General features: G+C 62.8%; 22 protein-coding genes and 1 pseudogene. 14 read left to right on the forward strand and 9 right to left on the reverse strand.

From position 1 onward, the window contains the following. Positions 1-23: 23 nt before the first annotated feature. Positions 24-1,517 (reverse strand): aldehyde dehydrogenase, encoded by a 1,494-nt coding sequence (locus CKW35_RS14830; protein WP_016489812.1) that lies wholly within the window; start codon positions 1,515-1,517, stop codon positions 24-26. A gap of 196 nt (positions 1,518-1,713) precedes the next feature. Between CKW35_RS14830 and CKW35_RS14835 the strand changes: the two genes are divergently transcribed. Next, entirely contained in the window at positions 1,714-2,073 is a 360-nt protein-coding gene (locus CKW35_RS14835) for a cupin domain-containing protein (protein WP_016489813.1), read from the forward strand. Positions 2,074-2,140: 67 nt separating this feature from the next. Here CKW35_RS14835 and rpmG read toward each other — a convergent pair whose 3' ends face one another. Then, on the reverse strand, positions 2,141-2,296 hold the full coding sequence (gene rpmG, locus CKW35_RS14840; RefSeq protein WP_003253507.1) for a 50S ribosomal protein L33: 156 nt from the start codon (positions 2,294-2,296) through the stop codon (positions 2,141-2,143). Positions 2,297-2,307: 11 nt separating this feature from the next. Further along, positions 2,308-2,544, reverse strand: coding sequence for a 50S ribosomal protein L28 (gene rpmB / locus CKW35_RS14845; RefSeq protein WP_003253504.1), 237 nt, complete (start codon positions 2,542-2,544; stop codon positions 2,308-2,310). Positions 2,545-2,905: 361 nt separating this feature from the next. Between rpmB and CKW35_RS14850 the strand changes: the two genes are divergently transcribed. After that, positions 2,906-4,513 (forward strand): ABC transporter substrate-binding protein, encoded by a 1,608-nt coding sequence (locus tag CKW35_RS14850; protein ID WP_016489814.1) that lies wholly within the window; start codon positions 2,906-2,908, stop codon positions 4,511-4,513. A gap of 120 nt (positions 4,514-4,633) precedes the next feature. Here the strand turns inward: CKW35_RS14850 and radC are convergent, their stop codons facing one another. Then, the gene (gene radC / locus CKW35_RS14855; protein WP_023048208.1) at positions 4,634-5,314 is read right to left on the reverse strand and encodes a DNA repair protein RadC; all 681 of its coding nucleotides are present in this window, start codon (positions 5,312-5,314) and stop codon (positions 4,634-4,636) included. Between the two features lie 128 nt (positions 5,315-5,442). Here radC and coaBC point away from each other — a divergent pair, with 128 nt between their 5' ends. The 4 genes and pseudogenes from coaBC to argB all read left to right on the forward strand — a co-directional run bounded on the left by coaBC (position 5,443) and on the right by argB (position 9,559). After that, complete coding sequence (gene coaBC / locus CKW35_RS14860; protein ID WP_016489816.1) at positions 5,443-6,654, forward strand: bifunctional phosphopantothenoylcysteine decarboxylase/phosphopantothenate--cysteine ligase CoaBC; 1,212 nt, start codon at positions 5,443-5,445, stop codon at positions 6,652-6,654. 5 nt (positions 6,655-6,659) lie between these two features. Then, positions 6,660-7,115 (forward strand): dUTP diphosphatase, encoded by a 456-nt coding sequence (gene dut, locus CKW35_RS14865; protein WP_016712700.1) that lies wholly within the window; start codon positions 6,660-6,662, stop codon positions 7,113-7,115. Between the two features lie 140 nt (positions 7,116-7,255). Next, positions 7,256-8,623: pseudogene (locus tag CKW35_RS14870) on the forward strand (phosphomannomutase/phosphoglucomutase); the annotation flags it as partial. 30 nt (positions 8,624-8,653) lie between these two features. Beyond that, positions 8,654-9,559 carry an acetylglutamate kinase gene (gene argB / locus CKW35_RS14875; RefSeq protein WP_004575216.1) on the forward strand — a complete coding sequence of 302 codons (906 nt, stop codon included), beginning with the start codon at positions 8,654-8,656 and terminating at the stop codon, positions 9,557-9,559. Between the two features lie 180 nt (positions 9,560-9,739). On the opposite strand, the gene pyrE is transcribed toward argB, so the two are convergent. Further along, positions 9,740-10,381 carry an orotate phosphoribosyltransferase gene (gene pyrE, locus CKW35_RS14880; protein ID WP_003253405.1) on the reverse strand — a complete coding sequence of 214 codons (642 nt, stop codon included), beginning with the start codon at positions 10,379-10,381 and terminating at the stop codon, positions 9,740-9,742. Between the two features lie 80 nt (positions 10,382-10,461). Here pyrE and CKW35_RS14885 point away from each other — a divergent pair, with 80 nt between their 5' ends. Continuing rightward, the gene (locus CKW35_RS14885; protein ID WP_003253401.1) at positions 10,462-11,241 is read left to right on the forward strand and encodes an exodeoxyribonuclease III; all 780 of its coding nucleotides are present in this window, start codon (positions 10,462-10,464) and stop codon (positions 11,239-11,241) included. A 225-nt stretch (positions 11,242-11,466) separates the two neighbouring features. On the opposite strand, the gene rph is transcribed toward CKW35_RS14885, so the two are convergent. After that, on the reverse strand, positions 11,467-12,189 hold the full coding sequence (gene rph / locus CKW35_RS14890; protein WP_095116236.1) for a ribonuclease PH: 723 nt from the start codon (positions 12,187-12,189) through the stop codon (positions 11,467-11,469). Positions 12,190-12,417: 228 nt separating this feature from the next. Between rph and CKW35_RS14895 the strand changes: the two genes are divergently transcribed. Both CKW35_RS14895 and gmk read left to right on the forward strand, forming a co-directional pair. Continuing rightward, positions 12,418-13,281: a YicC/YloC family endoribonuclease gene (locus tag CKW35_RS14895; RefSeq protein ID WP_095116238.1), complete on the forward strand. Its 864-nt coding sequence runs from the start codon at positions 12,418-12,420 to the stop codon at positions 13,279-13,281. 13 nt (positions 13,282-13,294) lie between these two features. Then, the gene (gene gmk / locus CKW35_RS14900; protein WP_016489821.1) at positions 13,295-13,915 is read left to right on the forward strand and encodes a guanylate kinase; all 621 of its coding nucleotides are present in this window, start codon (positions 13,295-13,297) and stop codon (positions 13,913-13,915) included. A gap of 135 nt (positions 13,916-14,050) precedes the next feature. Here gmk and CKW35_RS14905 read toward each other — a convergent pair whose 3' ends face one another. The 3 genes from CKW35_RS14905 to CKW35_RS14915 form a co-directional block, all read right to left on the reverse strand. Next, positions 14,051-15,592, reverse strand: coding sequence for an APC family permease (locus tag CKW35_RS14905; protein WP_016489822.1), 1,542 nt, complete (start codon positions 15,590-15,592; stop codon positions 14,051-14,053). Positions 15,593-15,705: 113 nt separating this feature from the next. Further along, on the reverse strand, positions 15,706-16,479 hold the full coding sequence (locus CKW35_RS14910) for a gamma-glutamyl-gamma-aminobutyrate hydrolase family protein (protein WP_023046965.1): 774 nt from the start codon (positions 16,477-16,479) through the stop codon (positions 15,706-15,708). A gap of 4 nt (positions 16,480-16,483) precedes the next feature. Further along, positions 16,484-17,866 carry a glutamine synthetase family protein gene (locus CKW35_RS14915; protein WP_016489824.1) on the reverse strand — a complete coding sequence of 461 codons (1,383 nt, stop codon included), beginning with the start codon at positions 17,864-17,866 and terminating at the stop codon, positions 16,484-16,486. Between the two features lie 205 nt (positions 17,867-18,071). Here CKW35_RS14915 and CKW35_RS14920 point away from each other — a divergent pair, with 205 nt between their 5' ends. The 5 genes from CKW35_RS14920 to CKW35_RS14940 all read left to right on the forward strand — a co-directional run bounded on the left by CKW35_RS14920 (position 18,072) and on the right by CKW35_RS14940 (position 22,809). Then, a complete protein-coding gene (locus tag CKW35_RS14920; protein ID WP_016489825.1) occupies positions 18,072-18,944 on the forward strand; it encodes a LysR family transcriptional regulator in 873 nt (290 codons plus the stop codon). A 241-nt stretch (positions 18,945-19,185) separates the two neighbouring features. After that, positions 19,186-19,449 (forward strand): DNA-directed RNA polymerase subunit omega, encoded by a 264-nt coding sequence (rpoZ, locus tag CKW35_RS14925; protein WP_003253383.1) that lies wholly within the window; start codon positions 19,186-19,188, stop codon positions 19,447-19,449. 59 nt (positions 19,450-19,508) lie between these two features. Then, positions 19,509-21,617, forward strand: coding sequence for a bifunctional GTP diphosphokinase/guanosine-3',5'-bis pyrophosphate 3'-pyrophosphohydrolase (gene spoT / locus CKW35_RS14930; protein ID WP_016489826.1), 2,109 nt, complete (start codon positions 19,509-19,511; stop codon positions 21,615-21,617). A 23-nt stretch (positions 21,618-21,640) separates the two neighbouring features. Beyond that, positions 21,641-22,021 (forward strand): RidA family protein, encoded by a 381-nt coding sequence (locus CKW35_RS14935; RefSeq protein ID WP_016489827.1) that lies wholly within the window; start codon positions 21,641-21,643, stop codon positions 22,019-22,021. Between the two features lie 56 nt (positions 22,022-22,077). After that, positions 22,078-22,809, forward strand: coding sequence for a hypothetical protein (locus CKW35_RS14940; RefSeq protein WP_016489828.1), 732 nt, complete (start codon positions 22,078-22,080; stop codon positions 22,807-22,809). The last annotated feature ends 71 nt before the right edge of the window (positions 22,810-22,880 follow it).

Genomic DNA, 22,880 nt, shown 5'->3' on the forward strand with positions numbered 1-22,880 from the left:
GGCCGCAACGCGGCCCCCTGGAGTTACAGCTTGATCCAGGTCGCCTTCAGCTCGGTGTATTTCTCCAGCGCATGCAGCGACTTGTCACGGCCGTTGCCCGACTGCTTGAAGCCACCGAACGGTGCGGTCATGTCGCCACCGTCGTACTGGTTGACCCAGACGCTGCCAGCGCGCACGGCACGGGCGGTCTTGTGGGCCTTGGAAATGTCCGACGTCCAGATGCCAGCCGCCAGGCCATAGGGCGTGTCGTTGGCAATGGCGATGGCTTCTTCGGCAGTGTCGAAGGCAATCACCGACAGCACTGGGCCGAAGATCTCTTCCTGGGCGATGCGCATGGCGTTGGTCACGCCGTCGAAGATGGTCGGCTCGACATACGTGCCGCCAGTCTCTTCCAGGGTGCGCTTGCCGCCGGCCAGCAGCTTGGCGCCGTCCTTGTGGCCAGCCTCGATGTACGACAGCACGGTGTTCATCTGCTGGGTGTCGACCAGGGCACCGACCGTGGTCTGTGGGTCCAGCGGGTTGCCTGGCTTCCAGCCTTTCAGGGCTTCGACCACCATTGGCAGGAACTTGTCCTTGATCGAACGCTCGACCAGCAGGCGCGAGCCTGCGGTGCACACTTCGCCTTGGTTGAAGGCGATGGCGCTGGCAGCGGCCTCGGCGGCAGCTTGCAGGTCCGGCGCGTCGGCAAAGACGATGTTCGGGCTCTTGCCGCCGGCTTCCAGCCAGATGCGTTTCATGTTCGATTCGCCCGCGTACACCATCAGCTGCTTGGCGATCTTGGTCGAGCCGGTGAACACCAGGGTATCAACGTCCATGTGCAGGGCCAGGGCCTTGCCTACGGTGTGGCCGTAGCCTGGCAGCACGTTCAGCACGCCAGCCGGGATACCGGCTTCAATGGCCAGCTGAGCGATGCGGATGGCGGTCAGCGGGGATTTTTCGGACGGCTTGAGCACCACCGAGTTACCGGTGGCCAACGCCGGGCCGAGTTTCCAGCAGGCCATCAGCAGCGGGAAGTTCCACGGTACGATTGCACCCACCACACCCACGGGTTCGCGGGTCACCAGGCCGAGCTGGTCGTGCGGGGTCGGGGCAACTTCGTCGTAGACCTTGTCGATGGCTTCGGCAGTCCAGTGAATGGCCTGGGCCGCACCCGGGATGTCGATGCTGGAGGAGTCGCCGATCGGCTTGCCCATGTCCAGGGTTTCCAGCAGCGCCAGCTCTTCAACGTTCTTGCGCAGCAGGTCGGCAAAGCGGATCAGCTTGGCCTTGCGCTTGGCCGGGGCCAGTTGCGACCACACGCCGGCGTTGAAGGTGGCGCGGGCGTTTTCCACAGCGCGGTTGGCATCGGCCAGGTCGCAGCTGGCAACCTTGGCCAGGAAGCGTCCGTCGACCGGGCTCAGGCACTCGAAGGTTTCACCGGATGCGGCATCGGTGTATTCGCCGTTGATGAAGGCGCGGCCTTCAATCTTCAGTTGCTGGGCACGCTGTTCCCAGTCCGCACGGGTCAGGGTAGTCATACGAAACTCCTCCTCTTGTTTAGGTGCAACGCCGCACTGAGGACTCACAGGCGTTGTCAGAATTCTGGCCGGGCGACGAGCGCACACTGGCAAGCGATACCCTAAACCAGCCGGTGTAAACTATCAATATATTTGACACGAAAGGCTCAAACGCCTACTGATGTTCATTTTATTAAACAAAAACAGGAGCCGCACCATGAGAATCGACAGCATCATCGACTTCGCGCAGATCATCACCGAGGCCGAACGCTACCGCCCGGCGGCGGAAAAAATCCTCAAGGGCGAGCCAGACCAAGCGGTCTATAACCACTACTCCAGCCCTTGCGGGCAGTTTGCCGCAGGCGTTTGGGAAGGTGAGGTGGGGCAGTGGACGGTGAACTACACCGAGCACGAGTACTGCGAGATCGTCCAGGGCGTTTCGGTGCTGCGTGACCAGGACGGCGGGGCCAAGACCCTGCGGGCCGGTGATCGGTTTGTCATCCCTGCCGGGTTCAAGGGCACTTGGGAAGTGCTCGAGCCTTGCCGCAAGATCTATGTGATGTTCGAGCAGAAGTAAGGCACCGGACAGGCATAAAAAAACCCGCGTCCTCTCGGATGCGGGTTTTTTTCAGGTCGCCGATCAATTACTTGATCTTGGCTTCCTTGTACACCACGTGCTTGCGAACAACCGGATCATATTTCTTGATCTCGATTTTGTCCGGGGTGGTGCGCTTGTTCTTGTCGGTGGTGTAGAAGTGGCCGGTACCGGCACTCGAAACCAGACGGATCAATTCACGCATGATGCTCTCCCTTAAACCTTGGCGCCAGCTTTACGGATGTCAACCAGAACGGCGTCGATGCCGCGCTTGTCGATGATACGCATGCCCTTGGCGGAAACGCGCAGACGCACGAAACGCTTCTCGGATTCAACCCAGAAACGGTGGTGCTGCAGGTTCGGCAGGAAACGACGACGGGTTTTGTTGTTTGCGTGGGAAATGTTGTTCCCGGTTACTGGACCCTTACCAGTAACTTGACAGACTCTCGACATGACTCAGCCCTCTAAAACCACATGCCCAACCCGGCATGGGTTGGCCGCTTAATCTCTCAGTCTTTGGCGCCTGGGCGCCGTGATTCTGGAGGTCTTATCGACCGGATCCGCTTATGCGACAGGCCGAGCCCCTAGAAAAGAGCGCTGCTTTATACCAGAAAGACTTGGCTGCAACAACAGTAGATACACATTGCCGCACGCCAGAACGCGCCGGGCCAGCATAGCGGCAGGCCCCGTCGGCCGTCGACCACTCGTCGCCACATTTGTAAAAAAGGGTGTGGTCATTTACCGACGGGCGCACTAGGGTAGGCCTTTTCCAGACTGCACTGGCAGATGGGCCACTGACAGCCAAGGAGCCACCATGCGTGCTGCCGCCCTTTCCTTATTGTTCAACTCCCTGTTCGCCGCCGGCGCGCTGTTCGCTGCCGGTGCAGCCCAGGCCGCGCCGCTGAGCGTTTGCAGCGAAGCCAGCCCTGAGGGCTTCGACGTGGTGCAGTACAACTCACTGACCACCACCAACGCCACGGCCGACGTGCTGATGAACCGCCTGGTGGAGTTCGACGCCGCGCAAGGCAAGGTGGTGCCGAGCCTGGCAACCAGCTGGACGGTGTCAGCCGACGGCCTGGTGTATGACTTTACCCTGCGCGATGACGTGAAATTCCACACCACTGCCTATTTCAAGCCAAGCCGCGCGCTGAACGCCGACGATGTGCTGTTCAGCTTCCAGCGCATGCTCTACCCCGCCCATGCCTGGCACAAGACTGCACCGGGTGGCTACCCACATGCCCAGTCGCTGCAGCTGGGCAGCCTGATCAAGGCTATCGAGGCGCCAGCGCCGAACACCGTGCGTTTTACCCTCAGCCACCCGGACGCCACGTTCCTGGCCACGCTGAGCATGGGCTTCGCCTCGATCTACTCTGCCGAATATGCAGACAAGCTGCTGAAGGCGGGCACGCCCGAGAAGCTCAACAACCAGCCGATCGGCACCGGGCCGTTCGTGTTCCAGCGTTTCCAGAAGGACGCCGTGGTACGTTACCGCGCCAACCCTGACTACTTCGCCGGCAAGCCCGCGGTCGACCCGCTGATCTTCGCCATTACCACCGATGCCAACGTGCGCCTGCAAAAGCTCAAGCGTGGCGAGTGCCAGGTGGCCTTGTCACCCAAGCCCCTGGACATTGCCGAGGCCGGCAAGGACGGCAGCCTCAAGGTGGCCACTACCCCGGCGTTCATGACAGCCTTCGTCGCCATCAACAGCCAGCACCCACCGCTGGACAAGCCGGAAGTACGCCAGGCCATCAACCTGGCCTTCGACAAACAGGCCTACCTCAAGGCCGTGTTCGAAGGCTCCGCAGTGGCCGCCAATGGCCCCTACCCGCCCAACACCTGGAGCTATGCCAAGGACCTGCCTGGCTACCCGCTGGACGTGAAGAAAGCCAAGGCCCTGCTGACCAAGGTCGGCCTGAGCGATGGTTTCAGCACCACCATCTGGACCCGCCCGTCGGGCAGCCTGCTCAACCCAAACCCCAGCCTTGGCGCGCAGATGCTGCAGGCCGACCTGGCCAAGATCGGGGTCAAGGCAGAGATCCGCGTGATCGAATGGGGCGAGCTGATCCGCCGCGCCAAAGCCGGTGAGCATGACCTGCTGTTCATGGGCTGGGCGGGTGACAACGGCGACCCGGACAACTTCCTCAGCCCGCAGTTTTCCTGTGCTGCGGTCGAGTCGGGGACCAACTTTGCCCGCTTCTGCGACAACCGCCTGGACCAGCTGATCAGCGCCGGGCGCACCACCAACGACCAGAGCGTGCGTAGCCGGTTGTATCAGCAGGCGCAGACCTTGATTCAGCAGCAGGCGCTGTGGGTACCACTGGCGCACCCGACGGCGGCGACGCTGTTGCGCCAAGGGGTTGAGGGGTACCAGGTGAGCCCGTTCGGGCGGCTGGATTTCAGCAAGGTGTCGGTTACCAAGTAAGCCTGCACCGGCCTCTTCGCGGGACAAGCCCGCTCCCACAAGGTCTGCGCTGCCCTCCAATATGGCGGCGAATCTGTGGGAGCGGGCTTGTCCCGCGAAGAGGCCGGCACATGCACACCTCTAAGCGACAATCCACCCCTGCTCAACCATCGATAAGGGCTCCCCGTCACCGATGATGATGTGATCCAGCACCCGCACATCGATCAGCCCCAGCCCCCGCTTCAACGACAGGGTCAAATGCACGTCATCCTGGCTCGGCTCACTGTTCCCCGAAGGATGGTTGTGACACAGGATCAAAGCCGCCGCGTTATGCAGCAACGCCCGCCGCACCACCTCCCGCGGGTAGACACTCGCCCGATCTATCGTGCCCCTGAACAGGATTTCAAACGCCAGCGGCCTGTGCTTGGTATCCAGAAACAGGCACCCGAACACCTCACTGGCCTCATGTCGCAGCATCGCTTTCAAATAGCGCCGCACCGTTTCCGGGCTGTCCATGGCAGATTCCCGCTCAATCGATGTCGCCAGGTGTCTGCGCCCTATTTCCAGCAGCGCCTGCAACTGGCTGTACCTCACCGGGCCCAGCCCAAGCTCGCCGACGAAGGCCTCGCGGTCGGCCTCCAACAACCGGCGCAAGCTCCCGAACTTCACCAGCAGGCCTCGCGACAGCTCCACCACATTACGCCCGCGCACACCTGAACCGAGAAATACAGCCAGCAACTCCGTATCGGTCAGGCTGCCAGCCCCACGCTGCAGCAACTTCTCCCGCGGCCTTTCTTCAGCCGGCCATTCCCTGATATTCATCCCCGCCCCCTGCCCTTGCTGCGGCCCATTTCGACCCTGTGTTAATCTATTTCGCCTCGTACATGCGACGTACTGCCGCAGGCAATCTCAAACGTCGCCGCCCGCTCTCACTGGAAAAAGGCAAGCCTATGCAGCGGCTGTATCGCAAGCGCATCGTTCTCGGCGTGGGTGGCGGCATTGCCGCCTACAAAAGCGCCGAGCTGATTCGCCGTCTCCTGGAGCACGGCGCGCAGGTGCGCGTCGTCATGACCCGTGGTGGTGCCGAGTTCATCACCCCGCTGACCCTGCAGGCGCTGTCGGGCCACCCGGTGCACATGGACCTGCTCGACCCTGCCGCCGAAGCGGCAATGGGCCATATCGAACTGGCCAAGTGGGCCGACCTGGTACTGATCGCCCCGGCCACGGCCGACCTCATGGCGCGCATGGCCCAAGGCATGGCCGACGACCTGCTGACCACCTTGGTGCTGGCCACCGACGCCACCGTCGCCGTCGCCCCGGCCATGAACCAGGCGATGTGGCGCGACCCGGCTACCCAGGCCAACCTCGAACTGCTCAAGAGCCGTGGCATCCAGGTGTTCGGCCCGGCGTCCGGCAGCCAGGCCTGTGGCGACGTGGGCCTGGGCCGCATGCTCGAAGCCACCGACCTGGCCTGGTGCGCCGCAGAAAGCTTCAAGCGCCAGGCACTGACCGGCAAGCACGTGCTGATCACCGCCGGCCCGACCCAGGAAAACATCGACCCGGTGCGCTACATCACCAATCATAGCTCCGGCAAGATGGGCTTCGCCCTGGCCGAAGCAGCCGCCGAAGCCGGGGCTCGGGTCACCCTCGTCACGGGCCCTGTGCACCTGCCAACGCCCGACCGGGTCAGCCGCATCGACGTGGTCAGCGCGCGGGACATGCTCGCGGCCTGTGAAGCGGCCATGCCGTGTGACCTGTTCATCGCCTCGGCCGCGGTCGCGGACTACCGCCCGGAAGTCGTTGCCACGCAAAAGCTGAAGAAAGATCCTACGACCGGCGACGGCATGCTGCTGCAGATGGTGCGCAATCCCGATATCCTTGCCACCATTGCTGGCCGCAGCGACCGCCCGTTCAGCGTCGGCTTCGCCGCCGAAACCGAACACCTGCTCGATTACGCCACGCGCAAGCTCAAGGACAAGAACCTCGACCTGATCGTCGCCAATGATGTGGCCAACCCCAGCATCGGCTTCAACAGCGAAGAAAACGCCTTGACCGTGATCGACCGCCAGCAGCACCAGACCCTCTTCGCGCAGACCAGCAAAGGCAAGATCGCCCGGCAACTGGTCGCCTTCATCGCCGATCGGCTCAACCAGGTTCAATAAGTTACATGCACGCTCTTCAAGCCAAGATTCTCGACCCACGCCTGGGCAGCGAATTCCCGCTGCCGACCTACGCCACCCCCGGCTCCGCCGGCCTGGACCTGCGCGCCCTGCTCAAGGAGGACACCGTCCTCGAGCCAGGCCAGACCCTGCTGATTCCTACCGGCCTGTCGATCTACATTGGCGACCCGGGGCTGGCCGCGGTAATCCTGCCGCGCTCGGGCCTGGGCCATAAGCACGGCATCGTGCTGGGCAACCTGGTCGGCCTGATCGACTCGGACTACCAGGGCGAGCTGATGGTGTCGTGCTGGAACCGTGGCAACACGCCGTTCACCATCGCCGTTGGCGAACGTATCGCCCAGCTGGTGTTGGTGCCGGTGGTGCAGGCCCATTTCGACATCGTCGAAGCGTTCGATGAAAGCCAGCGTGGCGCTGGTGGCTTTGGTCACTCCGGCAGCCACTGAGCCGGCAGATGACCGTTCAGGCCAAGGATGGCGAACTCTCTGGCGAAAGCACCGTCCAAGCGTCAGTTTGCGCCTGCCCAGACCTTTGATTATTGGAGCTACCAGAGATGAACGACATGGCCCACCTGGTCCCCGCCGCGCTACCAGACAGCATTTTCCGCGCCTATGACATTCGTGGCGTGGTCGGCAAAACCCTTCACGCCGAAACCGCCTACTGGATCGGCCGCGCCATCGGCGCGCAAAGCCTGGCCCAGGGCGAACCGCAGGTTTCGGTAGGCCGCGATGGCCGCCTGTCGGGCCCGATGCTGGTCGAACAGCTGATCAAAGGCCTGGTCGATGCCGGGTGCCAGGTCAGCGACATCGGCCTGGTGCCCACCCCGGCGCTGTACTACGCGGCCAATGTGCTGGCCGGCAAGTCGGGCGTGATGCTGACCGGCAGCCACAACCCGTCGGACTACAACGGTTTCAAGATCGTCATCGCCGGCGACACCCTGGCCAACGAACAGATCCAGGCCCTGCTGACCCGCCTGAAAACCAACGACCTGACCCTGGCCGAAGGCCGCGTGGAAAAGGTTGAGATCCTGGACCGCTATTTCCAGCAAATCGTCAGCGACGTGAAGCTGGCCAGGAAGCTCAAAGTGGTGGTGGACTGTGGCAACGGCGCCGCCGGCGTGGTCGCACCGCAGCTGATCGAAGCCCTGGGCTGCGAAGTGATCCCGTTGTTCTGCGAGGTCGACGGCAACTTCCCCAACCACCACCCGGACCCGGGCAAGCCGGAAAACCTCGAAGACCTGATCGCCAAGGTCAAGGAAACCGGCGCCGACATCGGCCTGGCCTTCGACGGTGACGGCGACCGCGTCGGCGTGGTGACCAACACCGGCAGCATCGTCTACCCGGACCGCCTGCTGATGCTGTTTGCCCAGGACGTGCTGGCGCGCAACCCCGGCGCCGAAATCATCTTCGACGTCAAATGCACCCGTCGCCTGACCCCGCTGATCGAACAGCATGGCGGCCGCGCACTGATGTGGAAGACCGGCCATTCGTTGATCAAGAAGAAGATGAAACAGACCGGCTCGCTGCTGGCCGGCGAAATGAGCGGTCACATCTTCATCAAGGAACGCTGGTACGGTTTTGACGACGGCATCTACAGCGCCGCGCGCCTGCTGGAGATCCTCAGCAAGGCCGGACAGAGCGCCGAAAACCTGTTTGCCGCCTTCCCTAACGATATTTCCACGCCGGAAATCAATATTGATGTGACCGACGAGGGTAAATTCAGCATCATTGATGCACTGCAACGCGACGCCGATTGGGGCGAAGCCAGCCTGACCACCATCGATGGTGTGCGGGTTGACTATACCCACGGCTGGGGCCTGGTCCGCGCCTCCAACACCACCCCGGTGCTGGTGCTGCGCTTCGAGGCCGACAGCGACGCCGAATTGCAACGTATCAAGGATGTATTCCGTACCCAGTTGCTGCGGGTTGAGCCTGAGCTGCAACTGCCGTTCTGACCGACTATCTGTTCCTTACAGGAGCCCTGCATGACCCTCGATCGCGATGCCGCTTCCCATGTAGCCGAGGTTTTGTCCGAAGCACTGCCTTACATCCGCCGCTTTGTCGGCAAGACCCTGGTGATCAAGTACGGCGGCAACGCGATGGAAAGCGAGGAGCTGAAAACAGGCTTCGCCCGTGACATCGTGCTGATGAAGGCTGTGGGCATCAACCCGGTGGTGGTCCACGGTGGTGGCCCGCAGATCGGCGACCTGCTCAAGCGCCTGTCGATCGAAAGCCACTTTATCGACGGCATGCGCGTCACCGACTCGGCGACCATGGACGTGGTGGAGATGGTGCTGGGTGGCCAGGTCAACAAGGACATCGTCAACCTGATCAACCGCCACGGCGGCAGCGCCATCGGCCTGACCGGCAAGGACGCGGAACTGATCCGCGCCCGCAAGCTGACCGTCAGCCGCCAGACGCCCGAGATGACCACCCCGGAAATCATCGACATCGGCCACGTGGGCGAAGTGGTAAGCGTGAACACCGACCTGCTGAACATGCTGGTGAAGGGTGACTTCATCCCGGTGATCGCGCCGATCGGCGTGGGCGCCAACGGTGAGTCGTACAACATCAACGCCGACCTGGTGGCTGGCAAGGTAGCCGAGGCGCTGAAGGCCGAGAAGCTGATGCTGCTGACCAACATCGCCGGCCTGATGGACAAACAGGGCCAGGTACTGACCGGCCTGACCACCGAGCAGGTCAACGAACTGATCGCCGACGGCACCATCTACGGCGGCATGCTGCCGAAGATCAAGTGCGCGCTGGATGCGGTGCAGGGTGGCGTGAACAGCTCGCACATCATCGACGGCCGCGTACCGAACGCGGTGCTGCTGGAAATCTTCACCGACAGCGGCGTGGGTACCCTCATTACCAACCGAAAGCCGCGCTGAGTGATTGGCTAGCCTGCACCGGCCTCTTCGCGGGTAAACCCGCTCCCACAGGGGATAGCACCGCCTTTGAGGGCTGTGGAGATCCTGTGGGAGCGGGTTCACCCGCGAAAGGGCCGGAACAGGTGACACAAAAAAGGCGACCTTCATGTGAAGGTCGCCTTTTTCATTTCCAGGCCAGGATCAGATCCCGTACTGCGCCCGGTAAGCCTCGACAGCCGGCAGATGCTGCTTGAGCTGCGGGTCATCGGCCAGGAACTCCAGCACCTGGGTCAGCGAAACGATGCTGACCACCGGGATACCGAAGTCGCGTTCCACTTCCTGGATCGCCGACAGTTCGCCATTGCCACGCTCTTCGCGGTTCAGCGCGATCAGCACACCAGCGGCCTTGGCCTGCTGGGCGTTGATGATCTGCATGACCTCGCGGATGGCGGTACCGGCGGTGATCACGTCGTCGATGATCAGCACATCACCGGCCAGCGGCGCACCAACCAGGCTGCCGCCTTCGCCATGGTCCTTGGCTTCCTTGCGGTTGAAGCACCATGGCACATCGAGCTGATGCTGATCGGCAAGGGCCACGGCGGTGGTCGCCGCCAAAGGGATGCCCTTGTAGGCCGGGCCGAACAGCACATCGAACGGGATCTTGCTGTCGACGATGGCTGCGGCATAGCACCGCCCCAGCTCGGCCAATGCAGAACCGGTGTTGAACAGGCCGGCATTGAAGAAATACGGGCTGGTACGCCCCGATTTCAGGGTGAATTCACCGAAACGCAGTACCCCGCGATCGATGGCAAAACGGATAAAGTCGCGCTGATACGGCTGCATGAATAGTCCCGGACACCACGGATTTAGCTAAATGGGTTGAGCTCGGGTATCATACACGCACGAGATTTTTGGGGCCATTTATGCGGATCATCAGTGTGAACGTTAATGGCATTCAGGCTGCGGCCGAGCGTGGTTTGCTCAGCTGGCTACAAGCCCAGAATGCCGACGTCATCTGCCTTCAGGATACCCGCGCCTCGGCCTTTGAACTCGATGACCCAGCTTTCCAGCTCGATGGCTATTTCCTTTATGCCTGCGACGCGGAGGTGCCTGCCCAAGGTGGTGTGGCCCTTTACTCGCGCATGCAGCCCAAGGCAGTCATCACCGGCCTGGGCTTCGAGACAGCCGACCGCTACGGGCGTTACCTGCAAGCAGATTTCGACAAAGTCAGTATTGCCAGCCTGCTGCTGCCTTCGGGCATGAACGGCGACGAAGACTTGAACCAGAAGTTCAAGTTGATGGACGACTTCGCCAAGTACCTGGACAAACAGCGTCGCAAGCGTCGCGAATACATCTATTGCGGCTCGTTCTACGTGGCGCAGCAGAAGCTCGACATCAAAAACTGGCGTGACAGCCAGCAGTCGCCGGGCTTCCTGGCGCCGGAACGCGCCTGGATGGATGCGATCACCGGCGAGATGGGTTACGTCGATGCCCTGCGTGAAGTCAGCCGTGAAGGTGACCAGTACAGCTGGTGGCCAGACAACGAGCAGGCCGAGATGCTCAACCTGGGCTATCGGTTCGACTACCAGATCCTCACGCCGGGCCTGCGCCGCTTCGTGCGCAACGCCCGCCTGCCGCGTCAGCCGCGCTTCTCCCAGCATGCGCCGCTTATCGTGGATTATGACTGGACGTTGACCATCTGAGTGCCAGGGCTGCTGCGCAGCCCATTCGCGGGACAAGCCCGCTCCCACAGGATTCATGCATGGCTGGAAAGCTGTACAAAGCTTGTGGGAGCATGCCAGGGCTGCTGCGCAGCCCATTCGCAGGGCAAGCCCGCTCCCACAGGATTCATGCATGGCTGGAAAGCTGTACAAATCTTGTGGGAGCGGGCTTGTCCCGCGAATGGGCCGCGCAGCGGCCCCAAACAGTCAGTCAGCCAGAGCCGCCTGCTGCAGCTCAAAGATATCGTTCATGCCCTTCTGCGCCAGCGCCAGCATGGCGTTGAAGTCTTCCGGCTGGAACGGCGCGCCTTCAGCGGTGCCCTGCACTTCGATGAAGCCACCGGCGCTGGTCATCACCACGTTCAGGTCGGTTTCGGCAGCGGAGTCTTCCGGGTAATCCAGGTCGAGCACGGCTTGGCCCTGGTACATGCCTACCGACACGGCAGCAATCATGTGCTTGAGCGGGTTGCCGCCCTTAAGGCCACCGCGCTTCTTGATTACCGCCAGGGCGTCGCACAGGGCGACCATGGCACCGGTGATGGACGCGGTACGGGTGCCGCCATCGGCCTGGATCACGTCGCAGTCGACATACAGGGTGATGTCACCCAGCTTGCTCATGTCCAGCGCAGCGCGCAGCGAACGGCCGATCAGGCGCTGGATTTCCAGGGTGCGGCCACCCTGCTTGCCACGGCTGGCTTCGCGCTGGTTACGCTCGCCGGTGGAACGCGGCAGCATGCCGTACTCTGCGGTGAGCCAGCCTTGGCCCTGGCCTTTGAGGAAGCGCGGCACACCGTTTTCCACGCTGACCGTGCAAATGACCTTGGTGTCACCGAACTCGACCAGTACCGACCCTTCGGCGTGCTTGGTGTAGTTGCGGGTGATGCGGATCGAGCGGAGCTGATCGGCGGCGCGACCACTTGGACGTTTCATCTGGGATACCTGTACTGGGACTTTGAATCTGCCGAGCATTATAGAGCCCGCAGCGCGGGGAAGACATGCCTATTGTCGCGCCCGACACAGCCCGTCGCCTTTTCCGACTGCCGTGGCCACCCCTCTGTAACATGGGTGGATTGGGCGCCGAGGCCCCACTGCGCTACAATCCTGCGCCTTGCAGCCGAGAGGCTCCCACCGTTCATACATCTACGCGAGGTACTCCCCATGGTGCACAGCATGACCGCTTTTGCTCGTGTCGAGCGCGCCGGCAGCCAAGGCACCCTGATCTGGGAGCTGCGCTCGGTCAACCACCGTTACCTGGAACCCCACCTGCGCTTGCCCGAGGCCCTGCGCGACCTCGAAGGCGCCGTGCGCGAAGGCCTGCGCCAGGGCCTTTCACGGGGCAAGGTGGAATGCACCCTGCGCCTCAATGAAGACAGCAACGGCAAGCCGCTGAAGGTAGACCACGAGCGCGCCGCACAGCTTGTCGCCGCCGCCGAGGAAGTGGCCGGCCTGATCAAGCAGCCGGCACCGCTGAACCCGCTGGAAGTGCTGTCGTGGCCAGGCGTGCTGGTGGCAGACACCAGCGACCCACAGGCGCTGAACGCCGAGGCCATGGCACTGTTCGACGAAGCCCTGGCCGAACTCAAGGCTGGCCGCCAGCGCGAAGGCCAGGAACTGGCCCGGCTGATCAACGAGCGCCTGGACAACATGACCAGCGAAGTCACCACCCTGCGCGCCCTGGTGCCGCAGATGCTGGCGGCGCAGCGGCAGAAGATTCTCGACCGTTTCGGCGACATGCAGGCCGAACTCGACCCGCAGCGCCTGGAGCAGGAGATGGTGCTGCTGGCCCAGAAGAGCGACGTGGCCGAGGAACTCGACCGCCTCAGCACCCACGTCACCGAAGTGCGTCGGGTGCTCAAGGGTGGCGGCGCCGCCGGCCGGCGCCTGGACTTCCTGATGCAGGAACTCAACCGCGAAGCCAACACCCTCGGCTCCAAGGCCTTCGACCCACGCAGTACGCAAGCGGCGGTCAACCTGAAGGTATTGATCGAACAGATGCGTGAACAAGTACAGAACATCGAGTAAGGCCACCCCGACCATGAACCACAGCAGCGGCACCCTCTACATCGTTTCGGCCCCTTCGGGCGCCGGCAAGACCAGCCTGGTAACGGCCCTGACCAAGGACGACCAGCAAATCCGCGTCTCGGTCTCGCACACCACCCGCGCCATGCGCCCGGGCGAGGAGCACGGAGTGAACTACCACTTCGTTGTCCATGAGGAGTTCAAGGCGCTGATCCAGCAAGGCGACTTCCTGGAGCATGCAGAAGTGTTCGGCAACTTCTATGGCACCTCGCGCAGTGCACTGCAGCACACCCTGGACCAGGGCTATGACCTGATCCTGGAAATCGACTGGCAAGGCGCCCAGCAGGTGCGCAAGTTGATGCCGCAGGCATTGTCGGTGTTCATCCTGCCGCCAAGCCAGGAAGCCCTTCGTCAGCGCCTGGACGGCCGTGGGCAGGACAGCGAAGAGATCATCGCCGGGCGCATGAAGGAAGCGGTGAGCGAGATGGTGCACTACGACGAGTATGACTACGTGATCATCAACGATGATTTCGACGTCGCGCTGGAAGATTTGAAGTCGGTGTTCCGTTCTAATCGCCTGGTGCTGAAGAAACAGCAGCAGCGCCACGGGGCCTTGCTGAAACAGTTGGTTGGCTGAAAACGATGGGGCCGCTTTGCGGCCCATTCGCGGGACAAGCCCGCTCCCACAGGACAACCGCTGCCTTCAATGTCGGCGCAGTATTTGTGGGAGCGGGCTTGTCCCGCGAATGGGCTGCAGAGCAGCCCCTTCCAGTCATTCCTGCAGCGGCAGGGTAGCCTGCTGACGCAGGGTAGCCCCCAGGAAGTAAGCCGGCGCGCGCATGCGCGACAGCATCATCAGCCCGATGCCGAGCACCGAGATGATCGCGGCAATCACGAACACCAGCCCCAGCCCGCCCACATGCGAGCCACTGCCGAAGTCCGGCGAGGCGCTGTCGATGGCGGTGCGCGCGAAAATCACCGACAAGATCACCCCACCTGTCAACGGGCACAGGCCGCGCATGATGAAGTGGCGCAGGCTGTCAAACAGGCTGTCGCGGAAATACCAGACGCAGGCGAACGCGGTCAGGGAATAGTAGAAGCAGATCATCATGCCCAACGCGGTGATGGTATCCGCCAGCACGTTCTCGCTCAGGGTACGCATGGTCACGTAGAACAGGCCTGCTGCCAGGCCAGCGCAAATGGTGGCGTAGCGTGGGGTCTGCGAACGCGGGCAGACGCTGGCAAACTTCTGCGGTACCGCACCGTAGTAACCCATGGCCAACAGAGTCCGCGCCGGCGCCACGAAGGTGGACTGCAGCGATGCCGCGGTGCTGGCCAGCACGGCGATGGACATCAGGATCGCCAGCGGCCCCATGACCGGGCCGGCCAGGTGGGCGAAGACGTTCTCCTGGATGCGTGGGTTGTTAAGGCCCAGCCCGGTTTCGCTGATACCGGCAAACTGCAGAGTGGCGATAGCGGTGAACAGGTACAGCCCGAGGATCAACATAACGGTCCAGGTGGCAGCCTTGCCCGGCACCTCTTCGCTGCCCACCGACTCTTCGCTGACGGTCAGGCACGTGTCCCAGCCCCAGAAAATGAAGATAGACAGCGACAGCCCGGCAGCAAAGGCCGAGAACGACTCGACACCGAACGGGTTGAACCAGGCGAAATCGAACGCCAGCGGTGGCGGCGCAGTGGTGCCGCCGAAGGCGGCGAAGGCAAAGCCGATCAGCACCAGCAACTGCAGGGCCACCAGGCCGTACTGCACGGTCATGGTGGTGGCGATGCCACGACAGCAGATCCACACGGCCAGGCCGATGAACACGCAACAGGTGCTGATGTTGATCAACAGATTGTCGGCCAATGCTGCCAGCTCATGCTTGCCGGTGATCTGGCCAAGGAACAGGTAGAAGAAGTCGACGGCTACACCCGCCAGGTTCGACAGCACGATGGTGGTGGCGACCACCAGCCCCCAGCCGCCGATCCACCCGATCATCGGGCCAAAGGCACGCGCCGACCAGGTAAACGAAGTACCGCTGTCCGGCTCTGCCGAGTTCAGCTCGCGGTAGCCCAGGGCCACCAGCAGCATCGGCAGGAAGCCGACGATGAACACCGCTGGCAGGTGGGCACCCACCTCGCGCACGGTCGGGCCGAGGGCGCCCGTCAGGGTGTAGACCGGGGCGATGGTGGAAATGCCCAGCACCACGCTGGCCAGCAGGCCCAAGCGGCCTTTGGCCAAGCCCTTGCCGCGCTGGGTGTTGCCTGCGTCGGCCGCCACATCGGGTGGGCGGCCGGCTTCTGTATAATTGCTCATGAGTATTTGCCGTAAATTTTGGAATTGTTTTCGCAGGCCTTGCGCACAAGGCCTGCTTTCACTCATTGAAAGCTTGCTGCCGGGGACCGGTCATCCGAGACCTTCGGCTGACGTCAGACTGTTTCCTGCCGTGCGCCCTCCCGTGCTGCGTAGGCAATGCAGGCCTCGCGAAACGCCTGAAACAGGCGCAGCGAAACCGGGTTTTCGGTGAAGCGCCATTCCGGGTGCCACTGCACGCCGAGCACAAAGCCCGGCGCTGCGGGCATGGACACCGCTTCGATCAGGCCATCCGGGGCCCGCGCCTCGACACGCAGGCCGGGCGCCAGGCGTTCGATGCCTTGACTGTGCAGCGAGTTGACCTCGAACTGCTCAGCCAGCCCCAGGCGCTCGAACAACCCGCCTGGCTCGATGCCGACAAGGTGACGAGCGCCGTATTGCACCTCCAGGGGTGCGTCCTCAGGTTCGCGGTGGTCAAGGTAACCGGGCAATTCCTGCACGCGCTGGTGCAGGCTGCCACCCAACGCCACATTCAGTTCCTGATAACCACGGCAGATGCAGAACACCGGCACACCAGCGGCAATTGCCGCCTGCAGCAGCGGCAGGGTCAGGCGATCGCGCGCCAGATCGTGCCGGGTACCCGCCGCGCTAGGGGCGCCATTGTAATGATGCGGTTCGATATTTGAAGGCGAGCCGGTAAAAACAATGCCGTGCAGACGGGCCAGCAGCGCCTGCGTGTCACTGCCGCCGTCACGGGCCGGCAAGATCAGCGGCAAACCGGCAAAGCCGGCCGCCTCGACATACTTGTCGCCTACTGTATGCGACGAGTTCTTCCCCACCTGCTGGCGGCAGGCGCTGACACCGATCAGGGGGACCGCATTTGCGCTCATGGGCTTACACCGTGTGCAGGTACCAGTTGTACTCAAGGTCGGAGATCGACACTTCGAACTCGGCCAGTTCGCTTTCCTTGCAGGCCACGAAGATATCGATGTAGTCCGGGCTGATGTATTGGTTGAGGACTTCGCTGTCGTCCAGCGCGCGCAGGGCATCACGCAGGTTGTTCGGCAGGCTCTGTTCCAGTTGCTCGTAGGAGTTGCCTTCGATCGGCGCATCCGGCTCGACCTTGTTGGTCAGGCCGTGGTGCACGCCGGCAAGGACTGCCGCAAGCATCAGGTACGGGTTGGCGTCGGCGCCGGCCACGCGGTGTTCCAGGCGCACGTTGTCGCTGCTGTCGGTAGGTACGCGCACGGCCACGGTGCGGTTGTCCAGGCCCCAGCTCGGCGCATTGGGCACATAGAACTGCGCACCGAAGCGGCGGTAGGAGTTGATGTTCGGGCAGAGGAAGGCCATCGATGCCGGCATCGTCTCCAGCACACCACCAATGGCGTGGCGCAACGTGTCGCTTTGCAGCGGGTCATCGCTTGAGAAGATGTTCTTGCCGGTTTTCTTGTCCAGCAACGAAATATGCACGTGCAGGCCGTTGCCTGCCTGGCCCGGGTAGGGCTTGGCCATGAAGGTGGTGTCCATTTCATGGTCGTAGGCCACGTTCTTGATCAGCCGCTTGAGCAGGATCGCGTAGTCGCAGGCCTTCAGCGGGTCAGCCACGTGGTGCAGGTTGACCTCGAACTGCGCCGGGGCGCTTTCCTTGACGATGGCATCGGCAGGCAGGCCCTGCTCCTTGGCCGCTTCGAGCATGTCCTGCAGGCAGTCGGCGTATTCGTCGAGGTCGTCGATCAGGTACACCTGGGTCGACTGCGGACGCTTGCCGGAAATGGGCGAGCGCGGCGGCTGCGGGCGGCCGTTGAGGTTGTCCTGATCAATCAGGTAGAACTCCAGCTCGAACGCAGCACAAATCGTAAGGCCCAGGTCGTCGAACTTGCTCACCACCTGACGCAGCACTTCACGCGGGTCGGCAAAGAACGGCGCGCCTTCGATCTCGTGCATGGTCATCAGCAGCTGGGCGGTGGGGCGTTTCTGCCATGGCTCGTCCGACAGTGTGCCGGGGATCGGGAAGCAGATGCGGTCGGCATCGCCAATGTCCAGGCCAAGGCCGGTGCTTTCGACCGTGGAACCGTTGATGTCCAGGGCGAACAGCGAAGCCGGCAGGTTGATGCCTTTCTCGTACACCTTGTGCAGGCTGGCCCGCTCGATGCGCTTGCCACGTACCACGCCATTCATGTCGGAGATCAGCAGGTCGACGTACTGTGTGTCCGGGTGGGCCTGGAGGAAGTCATTCATCTCGCTGGAAGAACTGGCGCACGGGGTTACCGACGTCATGGTGTACATCCTTTGATGTGCTGCGGCGATGTGGGGATACGGCTGGCGCCTCACGGGCGACGATGGTTGCAGCTGTTGTTTTTTTCACTTTCCCATCGTGGGGATTGGTTACCCGACCGGACGCATTGATTCCGGGGGGCGGTTTCACTATAAAATGGCCCCGACGCAACAGACATTGGCAATTCGGCAAGCAGAGCGTGCACCAATGCAATATCAGATCACCCACGCCGACCTCTCCCTGGTCCTGGCACTGGAGCGTGGCCGCTCGCTGGCCAAGGCCGCCGAGCTCCTCAAAGTCGACGTTTCGACGGTGTTCCGCTCGATCCGCCGGCTGGAGTCGGCGCTGGGCACCGCCTTGTTCGTCAAGAGCCGCAAGGGCTACCTGCCGACCGACACCGCGCAGGCCCTGGCCGAGCAGGCCGAGCGCGCCGAGCAGGCGCTGGAGGCGGCACGCATTGCCATGACCAGTGGCGAGCAGGTGGTCAGCGGCACGGTGCGGGTGACCTGCACCGAGGCGGTGATGCATAGCCTGCTGCTGCCGGCGCTGGCCGAGTTCATGCCCAACTACCCGGCCCTGTCGCTGGAGATGGGCACCTCGAATACCTTCGCCAACCTCAGCCGGCGTGACGCCGACATTGCCCTGCGCCTGACCAATACACCACCGGAGCACCTGGTAGGTCGCAACCTGGGGTCAACATCCTATGTGGTTTGCGGCCAGCCGCAGTGGCGCGAGCGCCTGGCAGAATCGGCCGTCAGCGTGCCATGGATCGCCCCCGACGACTCGATGCAGGACCACCCCACGGTGGTCTGGCGCAACCAGCAGCACCCTGGGTTGAGCCCGCGCTACCAGTGCAGCGGGATGTCGACCATCGCCCAGCTGGTAACCGCCGGCCTGGGCGTGGCGGCGCTGCCGGATTACATGGTGCACGCCCTGCCCGGCGTGGAAGCGCTGAGCGGACCGCTACCGGGTTGCGACACTCAGCTTTGGCTACTGACCCGGCCGGATTGCCGGGCGCTGCGCTCGGTGCAGACCTTGTTCGAAGAGCTGACGCCGCGGTTGCGTGGCGCGATGCTCTGAGGTTATCGTCGGGCTCAAGTATTGCGGCTGTCTGGTCCGGCACTTTCGCGGCAAAACCTGCTCCCACAGGGTAGGCGGTGCCTGTGGAAGCAGGTTTACCCGCGAAGAAGCAAACACAGTGCTTCAAGGTGACCGCCCGGCAAAACAGCGCTTCCCTATTGGCTGGTGAATTTTTATACTATCGAGTCCGCCTGCCCATTACTGGGCTGCACGCCCACCGCATTTGCTACTGAGGAAGACCATGGCCCGCGTAACTGTTGAAGACTGCCTGGAACACGTGGATAACCGCTTCGAGCTGGTCATGCTCTCGACCAAGCGCGCTCGCCAGCTGGCGACCGGCGGCAAAGAACCACGCGTAGCGTGGGAAAACGACAAGCCGACCGTTGTTGCCCTGCGTGAAATCGCCGAAGGCATCGTCACCAACGAGTTCATCGCCGCAGAAGAGATCGTCACCGAGGATCCGGTCTTCGCCGCCTTCGAGGACGAGAACAACGAGGCTGTCTGATTGATGCCAGGTCGACGTCGCACGGCGCAAGGCCCTCTTCCTCCGCAGGAGGTCAACCCATGCCGGGTATAGAAGCCTTGGCCGAACGGCTGTCGACCTACCTTGGCCCCGAACAGGTCAACCTGGTCCGGCGCGCCTATTTCTACGCCGAACAGGCCCACGATGGGCAGCGCCGCCGCAGCGGCGAGCCCTACGTGACCCACCCGCTGGCCGTGGCCAGCATCCTCGCCGACATGCACATGGACCATCAAAGCCTGATGGCGGCCATGCTGCACGACGTGATCGAAGACACCGGTATCGCCAAGGAAGCCCTCAGCCAGCAGTTTGGCGAGACGGTGGCCGAACTGGTCGATGGGGTCAGCAAGCTGACCCAGATGAACTTCGAGACCAAGGCCGAGGCGCAGGCCGAAAACTTCCAGAAAATGGCCATGGCCATGGCCCGCGACATTCGCGTGATTCTGGTCAAGCTGGCCGACCGCCTGCACAACATGCGCACCCTGGAAGTGCTGTCCGGCGAAAAACGCCGGCGCATTGCCAAGGAAACCCTCGAAATCTACGCCCCTATCGCCAATCGCCTGGGGATGCACACCGTGCGCGTGGAGTTCGAGGACCTGGGTTTCAAGGCCATGCACCCAATGCGCTCGTCGCTGATTCACCGGGCGGTGAAAAGCGCACGCGGCAACCGTAAAGAGATCGTCGCCAAGATCGAACACTCGCTGGCCAACTGCCTGGCTGCCGACGGCATCGAAGGCGAGGTCAGCGGCCGGCAGAAACACCTCTATGGCATCTACAAGAAGATGCGCGGCAAGCGCCGTGCCTTCAACGAGATCATGGACGTGTATGCCTTCCGCATCATCGTCGACAAGGTCGACACCTGCTACCGCGTGCTCGGCGCCGTGCATAACCTGTACAAGCCGCTGCCTGGTCGCTTCAAGGATTACATCGCGATCCCCAAGGCCAACGGCTACCAGTCGTTGCACACCACGTTGTTCGGCATGCACGGCGTGCCCATCGAAATCCAGATCCGCACCCGCGAAATGGAAGAGATGGCCAACAACGGCATCGCCGCGCACTGGCTGTACAAGTCCAACGACGACGAGCAGCCCAAGGGCAGCCATGCCCGCGCGCGGCAGTGGGTCAAAGGTATCCTCGAGTTGCAGCAACGTGCCGGCAACTCACTCGAATTCATCGAGAGCGTGAAGATCGACCTGTTCCCGGACGAGGTCTACGTGTTCACGCCCAAAGGCCGCATCATGGAGCTGCCCAAAGGCTCCACGGCGGTGGACTTCGCCTACGCGGTACACACCGACGTCGGCAACAGCTGCATCGCCTGCCGCATCAACCGCCGCCTGGCGCCGCTGTCCGAACCGCTGCAAAGCGGCTCGACGGTGGAAATCGTCAGCGCCCCCGGCGCTCGGCCGAACCCGGCCTGGCTCAACTTCGTGGTGACCGGCAAGGCGCGTACGCACATCCGTCACGCCCTGAAGCAACAGCGCCGCTCCGAGTCCATCAGCCTGGGCGAGCGCCTGCTGAACAAGGTACTCACCGGCTTTGACAGCAGCCTGGATAAAATCCCCCAGGAGCGCATCCAGGCGATTCTCGCCGAGTACCGCCTGGAACTGATCGAAGACCTGCTCGAAGACATCGGCCTGGGCAACCGCATGGCCTACGTGGTCGCACGCCGCCTGCTGTCGGCTGACGGCGAGCAGTTGCCTGCGCCGGAAGGCCCGTTGGCGATCCGTGGCACCGAAGGCCTGGTGCTGAGCTACGCCAAATGCTGCACGCCAATCCCTGGCGACCCGATCGTCGGCCACCTGTCGGCCGGCAAGGGCATGGTCGTGCACCTGGAAAATTGCCGCAACATCAGTGAAATCCGCCACAACCCGGAAAAATGCGTGCAGCTTTCCTGGGCCAAGGACATCACCGGTGAGTTCAATGTCGAACTGCGTGTCGAACTGGAGCACCAGCGCGGCCTTATTGCCCTGCTGGCCAGCAGCGTCAACGCCGCCGACGGCAACATCGAGAAGATCAGCATGGACGAACGCGACGGCCGTATCAGCGTGGTCCAACTGGTGGTCAGCGTGCACGACCGTGTGCACCTGGCGCGTGTGATCAAGAAGCTGCGTACCCTGACCGGCGTGGTCCGCATCACCCGCATGCGTACGTAGTCCGCCAACCGCAAGGAGTCATCATGAGCAAGACCGTCATCACGAGCGACAAGGCCCCAGCCGCCATCGGCACCTACTCGCAGGCGATCAAGGCCGGCAACACGGTGTACATGTCGGGCCAGATCCCGCTGGACCCGAAGACCATGGAACTGGTCGAAGGCTTCGAAGCCCAGACCGTGCAGGTATTCGAGAACCTCAAGTCCGTGGCTGAAGCCGCTGGCGGTTCGTTCAAGGACATCGTCAAGCTGAACATCTTCCTCACCGACCTGAGCCACTTCGCCAAGGTCAACGAGGTGATGGGCCGCTACTTCGAGCAACCCTACCCGGCCCGTGCCGCCATCGGCGTTGCCGCGCTGCCGAAAGGTGCCCAGGTCGAAATGGACGCCATCCTGGTCATCGAGTGATGCCCCGGTGACGGGCGCCCTGCCCGTCACTCCTCCTTTTGCAAGGTTACCCCGTCATGCGTCAAGCACTGCCCATCGCGCTGGCAGCCCTGCTACTGGGCGGCTGCGCCAGCCACAAACCCGAAGATTTCAACGGCACCTGGATCAACCAGGAGGCCATCACTGCAGCGGTCAAGGGCGGCAGCCTGCGCCAAGCGCTGAATGAACACGGCCCCGTGTTCGAATGGAAGCTCGACGTTGCCAGCCAGCAGGCCAGCTACAGCAATGGCTTCGAGGCCGCTGACGGCCAGCTGAGCAGCAACGAAAAGCAATGGCAGGCCAGCTTCGAGGGCGGCCAGACCGAGCAGCTGTCGCTCGACGGTGACGAGCTGCAAGCCGTCGACCAGCGTGGCGCCAAGCAGACCTTCGTGCGTGCCAAGGCGCCGGCAACTGCCAATGCGCCGCTGGGCAGCAGCTTCGAGAAAGCGCTGTACCAGGCCTACCTGGGCGGCAACTGGAAGGTGGTCGAAGGTGAGGGCAAAGGTGCCAGCGTGCGCTTCAGCGACACCGGCAACGTCACCGGCCTGCCGGGGCCGGACCGTTTTGCCCTGTGCCTGGCAGGTGACTGCGCGACCATGGGCGGCAGCAATGACAGCCTGTGGCTGGAGCGTAACCAGCGTGGTGCACCGTTCATCATCAAGCGAACTGGCGACAAGCTGGAGATTTTCCAGGCAGTGAACCGTGCGCAACCGGATGAAATGCCGGAGCTTGCGGCGGGCAAGCGCCAGTGGGTGCTGGAGCAGAACTGAATCCTGCTGCATTTGCACTGAATGCACTGGCCTCTTAGCGGGTAATCACTGTCTTCAGGCCTTGTGATACC

This window comes from Pseudomonas sp. Irchel 3F3, assembly GCF_900187545.1.
In the GTDB taxonomy this organism is placed as follows: Bacteria; Pseudomonadota; Gammaproteobacteria; order Pseudomonadales; family Pseudomonadaceae; genus Aquipseudomonas; species Aquipseudomonas fortuita.